Origin of the sequence: Algoriphagus litoralis, from assembly GCF_003259255.1 — a bacterium.
Classification (GTDB): Bacteria; Bacteroidota; Bacteroidia; order Cytophagales; family Cyclobacteriaceae; genus Algoriphagus; species Algoriphagus litoralis.
This window is the reverse complement of the sequence record NZ_QGOL01000016.1, coordinates 104402-124883: the sequence shown is the minus strand read 5'-3', so window position 1 is coordinate 124883 and position 20482 is coordinate 104402. Positions and strand designations below refer to the sequence as shown.

The 20482-nt window shown below is 43.4% G+C and carries 18 protein-coding genes; 14 read left to right on the top strand and 4 right to left on the bottom strand.

The window, feature by feature from the left end; all coding sequences use genetic code 11:
• Positions 1–2178, bottom strand: coding sequence for a DNA helicase RecQ (gene recQ / locus DK188_RS18305; protein ID WP_111672300.1), 2178 nt, complete (start codon positions 2176–2178; stop codon positions 1–3).
• Positions 2179–2275: 97 nt separating this feature from the next.
• On the opposite strand from recQ, the gene DK188_RS18300 reads away from it, so the two are divergent.
• On the top strand, positions 2276–3244 hold the full coding sequence (locus DK188_RS18300; protein WP_111672299.1) for a KpsF/GutQ family sugar-phosphate isomerase: 969 nt from the start codon (positions 2276–2278) through the stop codon (positions 3242–3244).
• A 6-nt stretch (positions 3245–3250) separates the two neighbouring features.
• Positions 3251–4327: a mannose-1-phosphate guanylyltransferase gene (locus tag DK188_RS18295; protein WP_111672298.1), complete on the top strand. Its 1077-nt coding sequence runs from the start codon at positions 3251–3253 to the stop codon at positions 4325–4327.
• 88 nt (positions 4328–4415) lie between these two features.
• Here the strand turns inward: DK188_RS18295 and rlmB are convergent, their stop codons facing one another.
• Together rlmB and DK188_RS18285 are read right to left on the bottom strand one after the other, a co-directional pair.
• On the bottom strand, positions 4416–5192 hold the full coding sequence (gene rlmB / locus DK188_RS18290) for a 23S rRNA (guanosine(2251)-2'-O)-methyltransferase RlmB (protein WP_111672297.1): 777 nt from the start codon (positions 5190–5192) through the stop codon (positions 4416–4418).
• Positions 5165–6400 carry a GWxTD domain-containing protein gene (locus DK188_RS18285; RefSeq protein WP_111672296.1) on the bottom strand — a complete coding sequence of 412 codons (1236 nt, stop codon included), beginning with the start codon at positions 6398–6400 and terminating at the stop codon, positions 5165–5167. Before DK188_RS18285 ends, rlmB begins: the two co-directional genes overlap by 28 nt.
• 61 nt (positions 6401–6461) lie before the next feature.
• Here DK188_RS18285 and DK188_RS18280 point away from each other — a divergent pair, with 61 nt between their 5' ends.
• A complete protein-coding gene (locus tag DK188_RS18280; RefSeq protein WP_111672295.1) occupies positions 6462–7238 on the top strand; it encodes a class I SAM-dependent methyltransferase in 777 nt (258 codons plus the stop codon).
• A gap of 145 nt (positions 7239–7383) precedes the next feature.
• On the opposite strand, the gene DK188_RS18275 is transcribed toward DK188_RS18280, so the two are convergent.
• The gene (locus DK188_RS18275) at positions 7384–10368 is read right to left on the bottom strand and encodes a glycosyltransferase family 117 protein (RefSeq protein WP_111672294.1); all 2985 of its coding nucleotides are present in this window, start codon (positions 10366–10368) and stop codon (positions 7384–7386) included.
• 169 nt (positions 10369–10537) lie between these two features.
• Between DK188_RS18275 and trxA the strand changes: the two genes are divergently transcribed.
• The 11 genes from trxA (at position 10538) to DK188_RS18220 (ending at position 20473) form a co-directional block, all read left to right on the top strand.
• Positions 10538–10858 (top strand): thioredoxin, encoded by a 321-nt coding sequence (trxA, locus tag DK188_RS18270; protein ID WP_111672293.1) that lies wholly within the window; start codon positions 10538–10540, stop codon positions 10856–10858.
• A gap of 174 nt (positions 10859–11032) precedes the next feature.
• Entirely contained in the window at positions 11033–12457 is a 1425-nt protein-coding gene (locus DK188_RS18265; protein WP_111672292.1) for an MBL fold metallo-hydrolase, read from the top strand.
• Between the two features lie 106 nt (positions 12458–12563).
• Positions 12564–12806 (top strand): hypothetical protein, encoded by a 243-nt coding sequence (locus tag DK188_RS18260; RefSeq protein WP_111672291.1) that lies wholly within the window; start codon positions 12564–12566, stop codon positions 12804–12806.
• A 38-nt stretch (positions 12807–12844) separates the two neighbouring features.
• A complete protein-coding gene (locus DK188_RS18255) occupies positions 12845–13264 on the top strand; it encodes a hypothetical protein (protein ID WP_111672290.1) in 420 nt (139 codons plus the stop codon).
• A gap of 24 nt (positions 13265–13288) precedes the next feature.
• Positions 13289–13870, top strand: a complete 582-nt coding sequence (locus tag DK188_RS18250; RefSeq protein ID WP_111672289.1) for a YeeE/YedE family protein — start codon at positions 13289–13291, stop codon at positions 13868–13870.
• 97 nt (positions 13871–13967) lie between these two features.
• Complete coding sequence (locus DK188_RS18245; RefSeq protein ID WP_111672288.1) at positions 13968–14456, top strand: DUF6691 family protein; 489 nt, start codon at positions 13968–13970, stop codon at positions 14454–14456.
• A 248-nt stretch (positions 14457–14704) separates the two neighbouring features.
• The gene (locus tag DK188_RS18240; protein ID WP_111672310.1) at positions 14705–15877 is read left to right on the top strand and encodes an MFS transporter; all 1173 of its coding nucleotides are present in this window, start codon (positions 14705–14707) and stop codon (positions 15875–15877) included.
• Positions 15874–16587 (top strand): acyl-[acyl-carrier-protein] thioesterase, encoded by a 714-nt coding sequence (locus tag DK188_RS18235; protein WP_111672287.1) that lies wholly within the window; start codon positions 15874–15876, stop codon positions 16585–16587. Before DK188_RS18240 ends, DK188_RS18235 begins: the two co-directional genes overlap by 4 nt.
• A 117-nt stretch (positions 16588–16704) precedes the next feature.
• The gene (locus DK188_RS18230) at positions 16705–17757 is read left to right on the top strand and encodes a c-type cytochrome (RefSeq protein ID WP_111672286.1); all 1053 of its coding nucleotides are present in this window, start codon (positions 16705–16707) and stop codon (positions 17755–17757) included.
• Positions 17754–19109, top strand: coding sequence for a hypothetical protein (locus tag DK188_RS18225; protein ID WP_111672285.1), 1356 nt, complete (start codon positions 17754–17756; stop codon positions 19107–19109). Before DK188_RS18230 ends, DK188_RS18225 begins: the two co-directional genes overlap by 4 nt.
• A 377-nt stretch (positions 19110–19486) precedes the next feature.
• Complete coding sequence (locus DK188_RS18220) at positions 19487–20473, top strand: fatty acid desaturase family protein (RefSeq protein ID WP_198673047.1); 987 nt, start codon at positions 19487–19489, stop codon at positions 20471–20473.
• Positions 20474–20482: the final 9 nt, after the last annotated feature.

Here is a 20482-nt window from a genome sequence, read left to right as displayed (position 1 = left end):
TTAATTGGCATGCTCGGAGATGAACTTGATCCGATAGACCCGCAATTCGTCTTCTGCAAAGTCCTCGTCGCCCAGCTCTTCTAATGCCGCTTTTATATGATCGCTTTCTGCATTCATGAAATAATCATGGAGAATTTCTTCCCGCTCATCATCCATGATGTGATGAATGTAGTAATCGATATTTAGTTTAGTTCCGCTATAGATGATCTGCTCAATTTCCTGAAGCAATTCACCCATGGTGATGTTGAGATTCTCTGCAATCTCATCCAGGTCGATTTTGCGGTCAATCTGCTGGATAATCGAAATCTTAACCTTGGATCGGGTTCCGGCGGTTTTTACTACCACCTCGGCAGCAGTTTCGATTTCATTTTCCTCTACATAGGTAGAGATTAATTTGAGAAAAGGTGCACCAAACTTAACGACTTTTCCCATGCCCACACCATTGATTTGCGCAAGCTCCTCACGGGTAGTAGGATAGATCGTTGCCATCTCTTCCAAGGAAGGATCTTGGAAAATGATGTAAGGGGGAAGGTTTTTGGTTTTGGCTACCCGCTTTCGTTCTGCCTTAAGGAGCTCAAAAAGCTTTTCATCGTAAGCAGGTCCGGTACTGATTTGCAGGTCCTGAGTCTCTACTGCTGATTCCTTTTCAAAATCATGGTCTTTGAACAGATCCACAGAAAAGGGTGATTCGATGAAGTCCAAGCCTTTTTGTGTAAGCCGAAGGATACCGTAATTTTCAATGTCTTTCTCAAGCAAAGCAGTGATCATGGCCTGACGGATCACAGAGGTCCAATGTTTATCAGATTCCTCTTTTCCCTTACCGAAGACATCAAGCGTATCGTGCTTGTAGCTTTCGATGTATTCGTCCATTTCACCCCGGATTACCTTCACCAAATGCTCCAGGCTGAATCGTTCATTGGTTTTTTGTACAGCTTCCAGCGCTACGAGCAGGTATTCCATTCCTTCAAAGGTTTCGCGCTCCCGTTTGCAGTTGTCGCAAAATCCACAATCCTCATTTAGCGTTTCGCCAAAATAATTTAGGATAAACTTTCTCCGACAGACCCCTGTCTCGGCAAAGGCCGCCATTTCCTGGAGGAGGATTTTGGCATTTTCCCGTTCGGTGACAGCCTTGTCTTTGTTGAATTTGTCCAGTTTGATGATGTCTTCCTGCCGGAAAAACATCAGGCAGTGCCCCTCCAACCCGTCTCTACCTGCTCTACCTGTTTCCTGATAGTATCCCTCTAGCGATTTGGGCACATCGTAGTGGATCACATACCGGACATCCGGTTTGTCTATCCCCATACCAAAGGCAATAGTCGCAACGATGACGTCCAATTCCTCATTTAGGAAATCATCCTGGGTCTTTATCCTGACAGAGGAATCTAAGCCTGCATGATATGGAGCAGCATTGATCTGATTGACTTTCAGTAGTTCGGCTATTTCTTCGACCTTTTTCCGGCTGAGGCAGTAGATGATTCCAGATTTACCCTTGTGACCTTTGATGAATTTGATCAGAGACTTTTTTGACTCATTCTTCAACTTTGGCCTTACCTCATAGAATAGGTTGGTCCTGTTAAAGGATGATTTAAAAAGATCTGCCTCCTCCATCTGAAGATTGCGCTGAATATCTTGCTGCACCTTGGGTGTGGCAGTAGCTGTCAGGGCAATGATCGGAAGATTGGGGGCAATCTGGGCTACAATGGATTTGATCCGCCGATACTCGGGTCTGAAATCATGGCCCCATTCAGAAATACAATGGGCCTCATCGATCGCCACGAAACTTAAATGGGCAGATTTTAGAAAGGCGACATTTTCATCTTTCGTCAGCGATTCAGGAGCGACATAGAGTAATTTGGTTTTTTTGTTCAAAACCTCATTTTTCACCTTTGTTGCCTCTGATTTTGTCAGTGTTGAATTCAGAAAATGGGCATTGACGCCCACTGCATTGAGTTGATCTACCTGATTTTTCATCAAGGCTATCAATGGAGAGATAACTATCGCGGTCCCTTCCGATACTACCGCGGGCAGCTGATAGCATAGCGATTTGCCAGCCCCCGTAGGCATGATCACGAATGTATTCCGGTGATTTAGCAGGTTGTCTACTATGAGTTCCTGATTCCCACGGAACTGGCTGAATCCGAAGATTTTCTTAAGATCTGCTTTTACTTTTTCTTCCACGAGAAGAAGTGGCTTAGTGGGTGAATATTGCCTGTAAACAGGAATGAACGATTAGTTTTATACCTTTGTACAAAATTAGTGATTAACGCAGGTAAAATTGAATTTAGCTAAAAATATTAGAATTACAGCCACTCGGGTTTTGCAAAATGAGGCAAATGCCATCTTAAATCTGATAGATGGGTTGGACGGTGATTTTGAAGCCTGTGTGGAGCGAATTCTTCATTCTAAAGGACGCGTTGTCATCACCGGAGTGGGAAAAAGTGCCATCATCGCCAACAAAATTGTGGCGACGTTAAATTCCACAGGAACTCCCGCACTTTTTATGCATGCCGGAGATGCGATTCATGGCGACCTTGGCATGATCCAAGACGAAGATATTGTTTTGTGTATTTCTAAATCGGGTAATACTCCAGAGATCAAAGTATTAGTTCCTCTTTTGAAAAAACTAGGTTCGGTATTGGTGGCAATGGTCTCCAATACCAAGTCTTACCTTGCCGAGCAGGCTGATTTTGTGCTGAATGCGACAATCGGAGAGGAGGCTTGCCCGCACAATTTAGCACCGACTACCAGTACCACTGCTCATTTGGCTTTAGGAGATGCTTTGGCAGTTTGTCTTCTGGAGGCGAGAGGATTTACCTCGGATGATTTTGCGAGATATCATCCAGGAGGTTCACTGGGTAAGCAACTTTACCTTAAAGTAGGGGATGTGATTTCTAAAGGTCTACTTCCTGTAGTCAACGAAGAGGCCGGACTGACCGAGGTGATTATTGAAATATCCGGAAAAAGGCTGGGAGCTACAGCAGTGAATGATTCCAAAGGCAATCTGACAGGAATAATTACCGACGGGGACTTGCGAAGGATGCTAGAAAAGACCCTAGACATTCAAGCCCTGAAGGCTAAAGATATCATGACCATCAATCCAAAGACTATTTCAAAAGACGAATTTGCCATTCGTGCACTGAATCAGATGCGTAATCATAATATCACCCAATTAGTGGCAATGGATGGAGAAAAAATCGCGGGTTTTGTCCATATTCATGATTTGATGAAAGAAGGTATAGTCTAACCCAGCATGCAGGACAAGCCCTACATTGTAATTATGGCCGGAGGAATCGGTTCCAGATTCTGGCCCTACAGCCGTAATTCCCGACCTAAACAATTTTTGGATATTCTTGGAACCGGTAGAAGCCTTCTCCAGATGACCTATGACCGTTTTCGAGAGTTGGCTGAACCCAGCCAGTTTATCGTCGTCACCAATCTGGGCTACTTGGATTTGGTTTTGGAGCAGCTGCCTGATTTAAGTGCCACTCAAGTATTAACTGAGCCTCTTCGCAGGAATACCGCTACCTGTATCGCATATGCTGCCTACAAAATCCATGCAATGGATCCGAATGCTACATTGGTAGTCACACCCGCAGATCATTTGATTCTTCAGGAAAAGCGGTTTATCCAAACGATCAATCAAGCTGTAGATTCCGCCCAACTAAAGGATCGGCTTATTACTATCGGAATCAAACCAAACCGTCCTGAGACTGGATATGGGTACATTCAATACCTTGAGAATGAAAATGGTACTGAGGCTTTAAAGGTGAAAACCTTTACCGAAAAACCCAATTCAAAACTTGCAAAGACTTTCGTAGATAGTGGTGATTTTGTCTGGAATTCAGGGTTGTTTGTAGGGAAATCTGCAAGTTTACTTAACGCTTTCAGCGAAAATATGCCGGATGTGGCAGAGGTTTTTGAAGAAGGAAGGGCACATTATGGAAAATCATCTGAGCAAGAGTTCATCAACAGAGCCTATTCTATGGTCAAAAATGTCTCCATAGATTATGGAATCATGGAAAAGTCAGATCAAGTCTATGTAATCTTGGGAGACTTTGGCTGGTCAGACCTAGGATCTTGGCACAGCATCCATGAACTTCAGGAAAAGGATGGAGATAACAATGTCGTCGAAGCTAACTCCATACTATATGATACTAAGAACTGCTACATCAAGATGGACAGCGACAAACTTGTGGTAATCGAAGGATTGGATAATTATCTGGTCAATGAGACAGACAATGTCTTATTGATCTGTAAGCTCGGTGGGGAGAAGAAATTCAGGGATTTTGTTGCCAACGCCAAGAAGAAAGGCGAAGACTTTGTCTGAAATCGATAAATTAAAATCTTATACCTCTTCAATTTTCAATTACCAATGATCAATTCTCAAGTTTAAATTAAAGTGCTTTGAAAATTGATCATTTCTTTCGCTGCCGAATCGCTTCGTAAATCGCGACACCAGCAGAAACTGAAACGTTCAAGCTTTCAATGTTTCCAGCCATCGGGATCTTTACTTTATCATCCACGATTCCGAATATCTCCTGAGAAATCCCGTCTTCCTCCGAACCCATGACCAAAGCCACAGGGGATGAAAAATCGGCCTCATACATCGTCTTTTCTGTTTTCTCCGTGATGGCTACCAGCGTCAAACCCATTTTCTGTAAATCTCTACAGGTGTAAAACAGATTTTTCACCCTTGCAACAGGCAGGAAATTCAAAGCACCAGATGAAGTTTTGATTGCATCGGAGTTGATCTGCGCGCTGCCTTTTTCAGGAATCACGATAGCATCGACACCAGCACATTCTGCAGTACGGGCGATGGCTCCAAAGTTTCTGACATCGGTAATGTGATCCAGCACCAAAATCAGAGGAGATTTTCCCACAGCAAAACAATTGTCGATCACATTGTCCAGCGAAGCATACACGATCGATGACATCTGAGCTACGACACCCTGGTGATTTTTGCGGGTGATTCGATTGAGTTTCGCATCCGGCACGCGCACCACAGGGATTTTTTCAGCTTTGCAGAGCTGAAGCAATTCTTTGATTAGGTCGTTGTTCAGTTCCTTCTGAACGAGTACTTTGTCGATTTCCTTGCCGGCATGGATAGATTCCATAACCGCTCGGGTACCAAATACAAAATCTTTTTCGGCGGCTCCTTTTTCTATCAGAAAGCCATCCTTCCGCTTCTCCATTGGGAAATGTTTTTAAACCAGATCGGCTGATAGGCTCTAGATCGGTTCAGGGTGTAGAAATGTGGGCTGAGTATGGTTTTAGCCCGTGCAAAGGTAAACCTAATTTTCGAGCTTGCGTCCATTCCGGCATACGACCATACTTCTCTGTCGAGATAAAAGTTCACCTCTTGTGGAGGTCCCATCACAATGTAGACCATACCGCGATCTGTTTTCCAGCCTTCTTTGAAGTCTGTGAAAAGAATATTGGCAAATTCCACCATCCGGAAGTAATTGCGGATCAGCTCCTTGGCGATTTCAGGATTTCGGGTCAGATTGATCCAATACTCATCCAATGCTTTTTTCTTATCCTCTGCCAAAAGCAGGGTTTCGTGTTCTTTTCGGGTGGAAATGTAAGTTACCATCTGCACCATTTCTTCCCAGTCTTTGATTTTGGGAAAGGATTCATGGGTCGTTTTAAGAATCAAGCCGGTAGATGCTGCGGTATCGGTTTGGAAAAAATAGTAGCCTTCTTCGTTTAGCTCTTTTGGAATATTGGCCAAAAAATCACCCATGTTGATCACGTTTAATTCCTTTGGAATATCGGCTGGACGGGTTTCCATTGGAGGAAAAGGGACATCAAATTTGATGGGGTAAAAGAACGAGTGAATGGTCGGGGACTTCACTGTTTTGAATAGTAAAGACTCTCCTTTGTTCAGAAAATTCTGGTCAAAAGCAATCTCATTGGCATAATATGCTCCAAAGTCCGGCTGATCCAGGACATAGGGACTTTTCAAATCGATATGATAGGTGTACTCATCTCCCTGTCGGGTATCCATCACCGTCAAAAGTGCAATGGCAGTAACCTGGCTTGCTGGCACATTTATATTTTTCTCAAAAATCCAATGCCGATCCGAATCAATTTTGAGGTCGGCCTCTGTCAGCAGGTTGATTTTGTCCGATAGGATCTCCTGCTCATAGGAATCCAATATGGAATAACTGAAACTGTAATTGGCAAACAGGGGCTCTTCCTCAATTTTCTCAATAACAAATTGAACCCTGAAGCTTTCCTCACTGGTTTTGACAGGAATGACTTTCAGCCCAACACGGGAATACAGTGAGTAGCGGAGGGATTGATCCGTATTGGAAAGCGTTTTTTGAGCTAATGCTGGGGTTAATGAAATAAATGAGGCAATCAGAAAAAGGAATACTGAGGGGATGATTCGATTCATTGGGTCTTAATCTCGGTTTTTAAAAATTAGACTTACTTTTGCCAAAATACTAAAATTTACAATGGCTACCTATACAACGGAAATCGCTTCGGACAAGTTGATCAGTGACAATCCCATTCATCAGCGGCTCCTTAAAGCCTACATTGCCGCCAAACCTTGGGTTTCAGGTGAATTACTTGAAGTGGGTTGTGGAGAGGGTAGAGGTGTGGAGGAGCTTTTGCCTCTAGCTACCAGTTACATAGGTTTGGATAAGATCGGAGAGGTGATCCAAATGCTCCAAGCCAGGTTCCCTGGTGTGGACTTTCGTCAGGCGGTCATTCCTCCATTTGTTGATTTTAAGGATAATTCGTTCGATACTATTGTCAGTTTTCAGGTGATAGAGCATATCCGAAATGATAAACTTTTTCTACAGGAAATCTACCGCATGCTCAAACCCGGAGGAAAAGCGATCATTTCTACGCCCAATATCACCCATACACTTTCGAGAAATCCATGGCATGAGCGGGAATATAAGCCGCAAGAGTTGATTGATCTTGCTTCGGGAATTTTTGATAAAGTAGAGGCCAAAGGAATCGGAGGCAACGACAAGGTATGGGCTTACCATGAGGCCAATCGCAAATCAGTACAGCGAATCATGCGTTTTGATATTTTTGATTTGCAGTACAAACTTCCCGCAGCAATCCTCAGAGCTCCATACGAGATTCTTAACCGAATGAACCGAAATAAACTCCATCAGCAACAGGGCAAATCGGTGGTAGAAATTTCCCATGAAGATTATCCACTGGTCGAGGATCCTTCGAAAGGATTGGATTTGTTTTATATCCTTTGGAAAAAATAAGAAGATGCTTATTTTCCACTAAGGCACTAAGACTCTTAAAAAAGTAAAACTTACTGTCTTCGTGTCTTCCTAGTATTCAAATTTTCTTCAGAAACAAAAAAGGCGAGAATCAAACCCTCGCCTTTTCCTTTAAGTATTATCAAAATTACCTTCTTTCAAGCATACCCGGCTGGGAGCTTTCTGTTCCGATCAGACTTTCCAGTCTGAGTTTCAGGTTTTGCGCTTCTTCCTGATAGCCTCTTTCTTCTAATAATGGAATGAAGTATTTGACCATTTCGATAGAGATCATCATGTCTCGGTCATATCCACGGTTTTCTTTCTGGTAAAATTCAATCATGTCCAGAGACCTTTTGGAGATTTTATCGATGATATCTAATGCTTTTTCATCCTCACCCACTTCAAAGAATAATGGTACCGACTGTCCGCTGCTCAGGTCATACGGCATGGCGGCATGAGGAATGGTCTGCAAACCATAATTCAGAAGGTTTGCTGCTTCTTCCATTTTGTCTTCATCCAGCAGTGCCATTGCGATCGTGTTAAGCGAACTTCTGTGATTGGAAGCAAACCGTCTATATTCTTCATCCAGATATGCATTTGGATCATCCATTCCTCGGAAGGCGAACTTCTCCATGTAGTTCTTGTAGGCAATGTCTGTGTTTACCAGTTCTTCACGGATGAAGTCAGGCTTGCGAATTGGCAGAAGTCGATACGTCATTCCTTCCATTACCACATGGTCTTCCACATTGATTCCAATCGAAGAAAGTGAGGTATTGTTGAAATAGATCGGACGCTCCCAATTGTTGCTTACAATCAAATCGATCAGCATCAAGGTGCCTTTGGTGACGTATTGACCTTTTACTTGCAGGTTCATTTGCGGAGCAAAAAGTTCTTTAAACTGAGGCGGTACGATCTCATCATTCGTGACAAAGCTGCTGTCCACTTCCAGGATCAAATTTCGTGAAGGAACCATGTTGACTACACTTTTTCCTCCTGTTTTCATTTTTAGCAGATCCGAGCCTGAATTCAATAGCTTTAGGTATTCTGATGCTGAGATTGCGTTAAGATTTTCCTGCTCCATGACATACAGTACGTCATTGGTTCCTTTTTGGTAGCGCTCGTCATCTAGGGAGAAAGGCAGCGCTTCAGATTCATTCACTGGACGTGTCATTTGCTTCACGTACCAATCGGTGTCAAAGTAACTCAAAACGATCACCCGGACATCCGTTCGGAAGTTTTCTACCTCCTGCACGTACCAAAGTGGGAAAGTATCGTTGTCACCACCGGTGAAGAGAATTGCATTAGGCGCACAGGAAGCCAAGAAGTTACGTGCGGAATCTACCGAGAAATAGCGGCCTTTTCGGTTGTGATCATTCCAGTTTTCAGCGCCCATTAGCCCGGCTACCGGAAGTGTGATCAAGGTTGCGATGATTGCTCCAGTCGAGAGGTTTTTGGTTGCTTTTCCAAATACATGCGCCAATCCCAATACGCCAAGTCCTGCCCAAATGGCAAATGCATAGAAACTACCCACGTAGATGTAATCCCGCTCACGCGGCTCGACAGGAGGGGAGTTCAGGTAGAGTACCAATACCACACCCATCATCATAAAGAGCATGAAGTTGACAAAGAAGTATTTTGGATCTTTATAAGCTTGGAAGAAAATGCCCACAAGCCCCAGAATCAGAGGCAACATCAGGTAGTTGTTGTGTCCTTTGTTTTCTTTGATGTAATCGGGGTATTTGTCACCAAAGGCATCCGTCAGCCCAATCCATGGCGCATCGGTAAAGTCACTTTCCCGACCGGAAAAATTCCACATGAAATACCGCCAATACATATGACTCAACTGATGGCTAAACATGAAAGCAAGGTTATCCCCGAAGGTAGGTTCCTGTCCCTCTCTCAGCCCAAGCTTGGATCGATAGATTCGCTTGTGATTTTCCTGAGTGGAGTATATTCTTGGTAGTATGGTTGTCTTAGCCGGATCGTAGGTGTTTTTCAGTTCATAATCGACAATCTCATACTTGTCTTTGCCTTTCATGTAGATCGGAGCCCCTTCTTCCTGATCGACCAGTTGCGCAGTAAAGTATTGTCCATGAAGAAGAGGACGGTATCCGTACTGCTCCCGCTTCAGGTAGGACACAAAGCTGATGACATCCTTTGGAGCGTTTTCATTGATGATTGGATCTTGGTTGGATCGCACGATTACCAGCGTATAACTTCCGTATCCAATCAGGATGAAAACCAAAGACAGCAAAACCGTATTGAGGAGTACTTTTTCTTTTTGAATCGAATACCGAATCCCATAGACCAAAGCTCCCAGGAAGAGAATAATAAAAAAGATAATGCCTGATCCGAATGGCAATCCGATGCTGTTGACAAAGAAAATCTCAATAGAAGCAGCAAGGCTTGGTAGTCCAGGGATGATCAAGTTATTGATGACGATCAAAGCGACACCACCGAGGAACATGGCATAAATAGCTCCCTTCAGTGTGGCGTTTTCGTATTTTTTGAAATAATAGATTAAAGCCAGAGCAGGTAATGTCACCAAGTTCAACAAGTGAACTCCGATTGAAAGACCAACCAAATAAGCAATGAAGATCATCCAACGGTTTTCCAATTTTGGATCCTTGATCACTTCCCATTTCAAAAATGCCCAAATCACAATGGCAGTGAAGAAGGAAGACATCGCGTACACTTCAGCCTCTACAGCCGAAAACCAAAAACTGTCTGAGAAAGTGTAGATCAACGATCCCACAATGGCAGAGCCCATCAGCGCGATGGTTTGACCTTTGGTTTCTTTGCCTTCTTCGATTGCAAAAATTCTTTTTCCAAAAAGTGTAATCGACCAGAAGAGAAACAGGATAGTGAATCCTGAGAACAAAGCACTGCCGATATTCATCCAATAGGCAACCTGCAATCCATCTCCCATAGCCAGAAATCCAAACATCCGGTACACCAAAAGCATGAATGGTGCTCCAGGAGGGTGTGGTACCTGTAGTTTGTAGGAAACCGCAATAAACTCTCCCGGATCCCAGAAACTTGCGGTTTGTTCCACCGTGAGAATGTATACCAAGGTCGCAACGGCAAAAATTACCCAGCCGGTGACATTATTGATCTGCTTATAATTGAGCATTAAACGGAAAATTAGTCGGGGCGAAAATATGAAAATTTACTCCATTTCAGGTTTTTTTAGCACTTTTTAAAGTTTTTGACCGAGAGGTAAATCTTCTCCTGTGACAAAAATTACTGTGGAATATTGCCAGCTGGTCTATTTTTGTGTCAGTTATAAATCTAGATAAGCCATGAGTACCCAACCAAAAACATTTCAGGAACTAATTGATGGGGAGATTCCCGTTTTGGTAGATTTCTTCGCCACATGGTGTGGGCCATGTAAAATGATGCAGCCTGTCTTGGAAGATACCTCCCGTCAACTTGGTGATAAAGTCAAGATCATCAAAGTAGATGTGGACCGTAATCCACTGGCAGCTGGCAAGTTTCAAGTGAGGGGTGTGCCGACCTTGATTCTTTTCCATAAAGGAAAGACGATCTGGAGACAATCCGGAGTTGTCCCGGCGCATCAGTTGGTACGGCTCATCGAATCCAATTTGTTGACAACTGCCTGATTCCAATGTGACAAAAGTCATTTTGAATTCGGGTGACAGAAAATAACTTTGATCAAGTTAAAAGCAACCAAAAAACCAAGTCAATAAATCGAGCCTATCTGAAAGGATTGACGGAGGGAGACCTTTCTGTAATGCGAGATTCCAAATGGCCATAAAAAAATAAAATATACACCAATGAAAATCGAACAAATCTATACCGGCTGTCTTGCCCAGGGTGCTTACTACATCGAGTCTGATGGAGAAGCTGCGATCATTGACCCATTGAGAGAAGTTCAGCCCTACATCGAAAAAGCGGAGCGTAGAAATGCTACGATCAAATACGTGTTTGAAACCCATTTCCATGCAGATTTTGTCTCTGGACACCAAGATCTGGCAGCCAAGACAGGTGCCAAAATCGTATTCGGCCCTACAGGCATGAAAATGGGATTCGAAGCGGTCATCGCTGAAGACAACCAGTTTTTTCAACTCGGAAAAGCAAAAATCCAAGTGATCCATACCCCCGGACATACTATGGAATCTGCCTGCTATCTACTCTACAATGAAGAGGGTAAAGCGGAGGCGATTTTCACTGGAGATACCTTGTTTATAGGTGATGTGGGTCGACCGGATCTGGCTCAAAAAGTAATCGCTGACTTGACTCAGGATAAACTAGCCGGTCACTTGTATAATTCCCTGAGAAATAAACTTATGCCTTTACCGGATGACTTGATCGTATACCCGGCACATGGAGCAGGATCTGCCTGCGGTAAAAATATGAGCAAGGAAACTTCAGATACTTTGGGTAATCAGAAGAAAACCAATTATGCACTTCAGCCGATGAGTAAGGAAGAGTTCATCAAAGAAGTATTGACTGGACTGACTCCGCCTCCGGCCTACTTCCCGCAGAATGTGATGATGAATATCCAAGGATACGACAGCATCGATGCGGTATTGGAGCGAGGAATTCGTCCTTTGACTCCCGCTGAGTTTGAGGCAGCGGCCAATGAAACTGGAGCCTTGATCTTGGATACCCGTGATCCGCAGACTTTCGCCAAAGGATTCATTCCAAACTCGATCAATATTGGTATCGATGGAAGCTTTGCAGTCTGGGTAGGAGCGATGATTCCAGACCTAAAGCAGGAAATTTTAGTCGTAGCCGAAGAAGGTCGTGAGGAAGAAGTAGTCACCAGGCTGGCCCGAGTGGGCTATGATTATTGCTTGGGATATTTGAAAGGTGGGTTTGCAGCCTGGAAAAATTCTCCGGACCACGAAGTGGACGCTATTACTTCCATCACAGTGGATGAACTGGCAAAAATCAAAGCAGGAGATCCTGAAATTCATATCCTTGACGTACGAAAAAACTCCGAATTCCTGTCAGAGCATGTCGTAGATGCTGAAAATGCACCATTGGACTACATCAATGAAAGCATGCTGAAAGTAAATAAAAACAACACTTATTACGTGCATTGTGCCGGAGGATACAGATCTATGATCTTCAACTCTGTACTTCGTGCCCGGGGTTTTGACAATCTGATCGATGTGGCTGGAGGTTTTGCAGCGATCAAGGCTTCTGAGAAGTTTAAGGTTTCGGACTACGTATGTCCAACTACCCTGCTGTAAGTAGCGTCACCAACAATTATCAAACTAAATGGCAAGCTTTCGAGCTTGCCATTTTTAATTTAAGCCAACCCGATGTGATCAAAGTCACAGGAATAAGTAAATAAACATGGGCAAATTTGAACTTTCTTTGGAAAAGCTAGGACTGATGACGGTTTCGCTAATAAACCTTGCATTTTCTGGAATTTCTCAGCATCACGAAGGAATATCACAGGATTTCTCCTCAAACGAAAAGTTGTTTGGGGATCAATTGAAAACCGGAAGTTTTGGATTTCACCTACGATCCTTTTACAGACATACTGAAAACCAACCGGGACATATACCCTGCCTGGAGAACAAACTCATGGAATAGGGCTTCAAACTGGAATCCATTTGGGAGATTTTGAGTTAATGTTGAATTATCTGGGGATTTCGGACAATGGCAGGTTTCTATTTCCAAGAGAATGGGGAAGGGAAAAGTTCTTCGTAAGTATGCAAAGGGAGCGATTCGAAGGGATAGGAGGAGATCTTGCAACCAGCGTTTTGTTTGACCAAAACTTTGTTCAGGACAAACTCAGCATCACACTTGGAGCCAGCCATGTGCATACGCCTGATTTAGAAAATGTCCTATTGAATAAATATGGTTTACCATCCTACTATCATTTCACCGAATTAATGGATTACAAATTTGGTGGGTTTTTCAAGGGACTGAATTTACAGGTACTGATTGCCGCCAAAAATGAGGATTTCACCCAAAAAATTCCTAAGAAATATGTGATCAACCGGGTCAATATGACCAATTACAAGTTGATTTTAGACTACAGATTTTAAAATAGAAAAACAAGCAAACTACCTATGAACCAATTTATTGAATGGATTTCTCAGCCTTGGCCCTGGTATGTGGCTGGACCGATGATAGGATTGACCGTGCCAGCACTATTGATTTTGGGGAACAAAACCTTCGGAATTTCATCTTCCCTGCGCCATATCTGCGCAGCTTGTGTGCCTGCTGGTATCCCGTTTTTTTCCTACAACTGGAAAAAGGAGACCTGGAACCTTCTCTTTGTATTGGGAACAGCAATAGGCGGTTTCATCGCAATGAATTTCCTAGCTAACCCAGAGACCATCGTCATCTCTGAGGCTACGCAATCCGACCTTGCCGCTTTGGGAATCACTGATTTCAATTCGCTACTTCCTTCTGATATTTTCTCCTGGAGCAACCTGTTCACTGCCAAGGGACTTCTGTTCTTTGTCGTTGGAGGTTTTCTGGTTGGATTTGGAACTCGATATGCAGGAGGCTGTACTTCCGGCCATGCCATCATGGGAATTAGCTCCCTTCAATGGCCATCCTTAGTAGCAACAATTTTCTTTATGGTCGGGGGCTTTCTGATGACCCATGTATTGTTGGAGCCATTGATGAAGTTGGTAGGATTTTAATAGCAAGGGATGGTGAAATACCTGCTTCGAAAGCCGAAATAGTGGATTTTGATAGGCGAGGTACTTTCATTTGACAAAAAAAATAACACAGATTGACATGAAAATAGCAGAAAAAACAATTGTTCAGGATCCACATTGCGTAGCTCCCAATCTTAGCGAGAATCACGACAAAGGGCTCGAACTTCTCAAATATTTAATTTTGGGAACAATCTTCGGGATAGTTTTCGTGAAGGCTGAGATTATTTCCTGGTTTAGAATTCAAGAGATGTTTCGCCTTCAGTCTTTCCACATGTATGGCGTGATCGGGTCTGCCATCGTTACCGGGATAATTTCAATCCAGCTCATTAAGCGATTGAATATCAAGTCTATTAATGGTGAGCAGATCGTGATTCCTGATAAGGTATTCAAAAAAGGACAAATCTACGGAGGGTTTATTTTCGGCTTGGGATGGGCATTGACCGGAGCATGTCCGGGTCCTCTTTTTGCTCAGATCGGCAGCGGATATACGGTAGTTTTGGTGACCTTGATATCCGCTCTGGCGGGGACTTGGACGTATGGTAAATTTTCCGACAAGCTACCAAATTGATCTGATCACAATAAAGTCAAAGCCACTTTCTACAGGAAGTGGCTTTTTTTAGCTAAAGACTTTTTTGATGATGATTCGGATGAAAATGATGATGGTGATCAGTATCACGCCTACTATTACAAATTCCATAAGCTTTGCTTTCAGGCAAAACTCCATCTGAAGCGCAATAGTTTTTGCAGAATCCAAATCAGTCCAAAAACCATTCGATTATTTTTAAATTTGCCAGCCTATTAGACCAGACCAACCATATGAACTACCTTTCCAAACGCCGAACTGCACTGGGCGCTATGTTTTTTTTCGTGGGACTTTGCTTTGCCACTTGGGCGGCCCGAATTCCTGATATCCAATCCAGATTTGACCTCTCAGAAGGGGAGTTGGGTACCCTTCTGTTGTTCTTGCCAATAGGCTCGCTACTAGGATTACCTTTGGCAGGATGGGCCGTACATCACTATGGGAGCAGACGAGTGATCATGATAGGGGGTATTTGCTATGCATTGACGTTACCTTTGATCGGATTGAGTCCCTCGATTCTAATCCTTATCCCGGTATTGATCACCTATGGTCTTTTAGGAAATGTGATGAATATTTCACTCAATACCCAAGCATTAGACCTGGAGGACCAAATGGGGAAAAGTATTTTGGCCTCTTTTCACGGGCTATGGAGCATGGCAGGATTTGTGGGCGCAGGACTGGGCGCAGGCATGATTTTCCTCGATTTCTCTCCTGAACTTCATTTTGCGATCGTCATGGGAATCGCCTTGACGATCATCCTTTCTTCCCATCGATTCATCATCAAAGAACAAAAAGTGAGCGAAGGAGGGGGATTGGTACTGAAGCGTCCAGATGCCTTATTGCTTCGGATTGGGATGATCGCCTTTCTGGGAATGATGTGTGAAGGATGTATGTTTGATTGGAGTGGGGTTTATTTCAAAAAAGTAGTCATGGCAGATCCTTCCCTTATCGCTTTGGGGTATGTGGCATTCATGGGAAGTATGGCTTCAGGCAGATTTATTACTGATAAAATCGCAGCCCGATACACCAAAGTAGCAGTGATCCAAATCAGTGGGATTTTGATTTTTAGTGGATTAGCACTGTCTGTGGCTTTCCCGAGCATTGTGACCGCGACAATTGGGTTTTTATTGGTTGGTTTTGGAATCGCATCCATTATCCCGCTTTCCTACAGCATTGCCGGAAGGTCAAAATTATACAGTCCAAGTGTCGCACTGGCTTTGGTGTCTACGATCTCATTTTTTGGTTTCTTGCTTGGGCCTCCTTTGATTGGATTCATCGCTGAATTATTTGACCTTAAGACATCTTTTGCTTTGATTGCAATCAACGGTCTGGGAATCACCTTGCTTTCAAGCTTCCGAAAAGGGGTTTTTCTTATTCCTCAAAAATTCAAAACATCAACGGTCTCATGAATTTTCCCGAGGGTCTTCAGTTTCGATTAGACAGTGAGGTAAGTTCCTTTCTGGTCAATCCTGACGGCTATTGTTCTTTGACTGCAATCGCGGATCTTTTGCAGGAAATCGCCTGGAAACACGCCGATTCAGCTCATTTTGGTCAAAATCTGAGAGATTCCAATCAAATCTGGATCTTATCCCGATTGGAAATCAAAGTGGATCAATTTCCGAAATGGGGAGATAGGATTCAACTTTTCACAGGAGGAAGAGGAGCAGATAAGCTGTTCGCTTTTCGGGAGTTCTTGGTCAGGGACCAGCAAGACCAGGTTTTGGTCAGGGGCATGTCCTCTTGGTTGTTGGTGAATTCCGAATCAAAACGGATCTTGAAACCTGAATCCGTTCTACCTTCGGAGCTCTTTGATCCTGCTGAGAAGCCAAGCTGGCAACCTGTGAAAATCATTGCCTCAGGAGTTGAAATGGCGTCTGAGACACTTAGAGTCAGGTTTTCTGATTTGGATTTGAATTACCATGTCAACAATACCAGCTACATCCGATGGGTTGAAAATTTGCTTTTCGATCAGGGAATAAAACCCACTACACTTGCCATCAACTATCTGGCTGAATGTCTGGTTGATGATTTGGTCGTGATCACGCTGTTCAAAAATGAATCCGGCTTTGTAGTGGAAGGGAAAGTCGGAAAAAAGCTTGTCTTCACGTCAAAAGTTTAACCTAGAAAGGAGTCTTTTTAATTTTGGCTTTTGTATTTTTTTTCATGTGACCCCAGTCACAGTGTTGGACTCCCGGTTTTTCTGATTTTTGTATATTACCACGTGACTAATATTCCGATGATGCAGCCTTTTGTCAAACTGATCACTTTGTTGGTAGCCCTATTGGGTTTAGCCACGGCTCTAGTGGGAGTGGTTGGTTTTGTTTTATTCTTGTCCTATTCCGGCATTTCACTTCCCACGCTGAATGAGCAAGAAAATGTACTACCTCAAGCCCTTGCTGACCTTCCAGCCGTCAAAGCGCTTATGGATCCTGCAGGAATGTGGCAAGCACCTGATTGGGTTTCTGTAGATTCTGAACCCAACGCGGAGGACATTAAGTACGGAAAAGAATTGGTAGCCAACACCTCGGAATATCTTGGTCCCAATGGCAAGGTTAAAGCAATCTCCAATGGAATGAACTGCCAAAACTGTCACCTGCAGGCAGGTACAGTGCCACTGGGGAATAATTATGGCGCAGTCGCTGCTACCTACCCAAAAATGAGAGCTCGCTCAGGTACTAAAGAAGACATCACCAAACGAATTAATGACTGCTTTGAGCGAAGTTTGAATGGCAAACCACTGGAAAAAGATTCAAAAGAAATGATTGCTATGGCGGCTTACATCAACTGGTTGGGCAAAGATGTGCCGAAAGGTGAAGTCCCAAAAGGAGTGGGCCTCTACGAAGTACCTGCGCTTGATCGAGCTGCCGATCCCCTAAAAGGCAAGCTAGTCTATGACAATCAATGCCAAACCTGCCATGGTCCAGAGGGACAAGGCATGGCCAAACCAGATGGCAAAGGCTATATTTATCCTCCATTATGGGGGAAAAACAGCTACAATCATGGTGCTGGACTCTATAGATTGTCGCGTTTTGCAGGCTATGTCAAAGCCAATATGCCACTGGGAGCTACCTTTGAGAATCCCATGGTTTCCGATGAAGATGCATGGGATGTTGCGGCCTATGTCAACAGTATGGAGCGCCCTGCCAAAGATCTCTCCGGAGATTGGCCTGACATTTCCAAAAAGCCGGTGGATCATCCATTTGGGCCATTTGCTGATGAATTTTCAGAGGAGCAGCATAAGTTTGGCCCCTTTAAACCTATCCGGGAGGCCAGAGCAAAATCCCAATGATCCAGCGAATAATTCTGAGTATCCTTTTCATTTTGGTTTCTTTTTTCCAAGGATTTTCCCAAGATGAAGAGCAGAAAATCATTGTACGTCCTGATCTGCATTTCCGCACTTTCTGGATGAATACAAATTATCCTGGACAAGATTTCAAGGAAGATTATGCCTTAGGCATGAGCTTGAATCTAGGTGCGCTGATCAGCTACCAATCCCATTGGAAATTGAAGTTTGGGTACCGGTCTTTTGGCAATGTGACCAGTTCGGAAATCTGGCTACCGGATCCTACGAGCGGTCAGGCTAACCGGTATGAGACTGGACTATTCGATCTTTTGGATACGAGAGATAGATTTTTCGGTAAACTGGAAACCCTTTCCCTAGAATATTCCACTGCAAAAGTTGGGATCAAGGCAGGCAGAATGGGCATCAATACAGACTGGATTAATGCCCAAGATGGGAGACTTTCTCCTACAGTAGTTGAGGGGCTGCATGTCTGGTTTACGCCTCATTCGCATTGGAGATTTTCCGTGTGGGGAATAGGGCGAATGAGCATCAGAGGGAGTAGCGCATGGCTGGATGTAGGCAGTACAGTGGGAATTTACCCGGCTGGAAGGGCTGTTTCTGGGAAGCCTGCCGAATATTTTGGCAACACAGCAAGTGATTGGCTGAGTATCTGGGAGGTGGAGCGGAAGCTTGGAGAAGATGCGAAAATTCATTTTTCCAATACAATTGCCCAAAATCTCTTTTCGACCTATTGGCTAAGCCTAGAAGAAAACCCACAGTTGAAATCAAGTACTCTCATTCTTGGTTTTCAAGCTGGATTCCAGCATGGATTAGGTGAGGGAGGAAATGAGAATGTTGATCTGAAATACAAAGAACCCGACGATAAGAATTTTGCGCTATCGGGTAGAGTGGGATGGAAGAATTCACGGTGGACGACCCATCTTAACTTTACCCACGTGGGAGGGAAGGGACGCTGGCTTAGTCCTCGAGAATGGGGAAAAGATGCTTGGTATACCTTTATCCCCAGAGAACGAAACGAGGGCTTCGAATCAGTCAATGCCCTAATGGCCTATGCTGAATATCGAATCGACCAAAGTCTTGTCTCTTTATACGGGCATCTGGGCTTTCATTGGTTGACTGATACGCAGGATTCTGCAGGGAATAAATACAATTTCCCAAGCTATCGTCAGGTAAATTTGGGTGTAAAATACCTTCCCAGAAAGGTAAAGAACCTGGATTTTCATCTAGTATTGGTAAGTAAAGAACCCTTGAATGATGAAAATCTCAGTCCAAATCAAATCTATAATAAGGTGGATCTCGTACATTTCAATGCCATAGTAAATTGGAAATGGAACTGAGAATCCGAAACTAAATTAGGAATTCCGGTTTCCTTTCATCACCTTTGTTTCGTCGAAGAAATGTTTTCGGCACTTGGTGACAAGTCAGCATTGGTGTTACACCTGCTTAAGTAGCAAATCAAGAGTTCTCCACTACAGGTATTAATTCTTCTTCTTCTACTTTTTTAATTGCTTAAATAACCTGTGTTATTTTCGGATTAAAACCTGCAGTTTACAATCATTACGAGAACCTTAGATTTCATTTTACCCTAAATACATTTATTATTAAGACGATCCGATTCTCGGAATCAGAATTATCTGATTTCTCGATAACTCTTAAAAGTAGAGTCAATAACTACTTTAAAACAACCCAAAAATCCAAGTTTGCAAATAAAGAAATGGTCATCAAGTCCATTGTGATGATCTCGCTTTATTTTGTCCCTATTGTCCTCATTTTTACCGGAGTAGCAAATCAAACCTGGCAACTATTTGCTTGCTATATCATCAGTGGCTTAGGAATGGCAGGCATAGGTATGGGAGTCATGCACGATGCGATCCATGGATCATTTTCCAAGAATCCCACGGTCAACAAATTACTGGGCTATACCCTTAACATGGTCGGTGCTAACGCATTTGTGTGGAAGATTCAACACAATGTTCTCCACCATTCCTACACCAATATCTCTGAAGGCGATGATGATATCAATGCGCCTTTCTTTCTGAGATTTTCTCCCAACGCAGAGAAAAACGCCTTGCATCCCTACCAGCACTGGTATACTTGGTTTTTCTATGGTCTGTCTACCGTCTCTTGGGTGACTTCCAAAGATTTTATCCGGTTGAAGCGCTATTATGACATGGGACTGATGAAAGGCAAAAATGTCTATAGAAATTCAGTGTTTAAGATTATCGCCTGGAAAGCAGTTTATTTTGCATTTATTCTAGGACTTCCCATCGCATTCTCTCCCTTTGGAGTAGGTCAAATACTACTGGCCTATCTGATTCTTCACTTCATCACCGGTTTGAGCATCTCATTGGTGTTTCAGACGGCACATATTATGCCTGATGTGGAGTTTCCTGGATTTGACGAAAATGGAATTGTAGAAGGTGAACGCATGGTTCACCAGTTGGTTACTACCTCAAACTATGCCGAGAAAAGCAGGATTTTCGCCTGGATGATCGGTGGGTTGAATCATCAGGTAGAGCATCACTTGTTTCCCGATATTTGCCATGTGCATTACCGGAAAATTGCCCCGATTGTAAAGGCCACGGCGGCCGAATACAATATCCCTTATCATACAAAAAAGACATTTTTTGATGCTTTGAAGTCTCATTTTGAAATGCTCAAATTCTTGGGCAATTCTGAAATGGTTCCGGTCAAAGCTTGATTTCCAAAA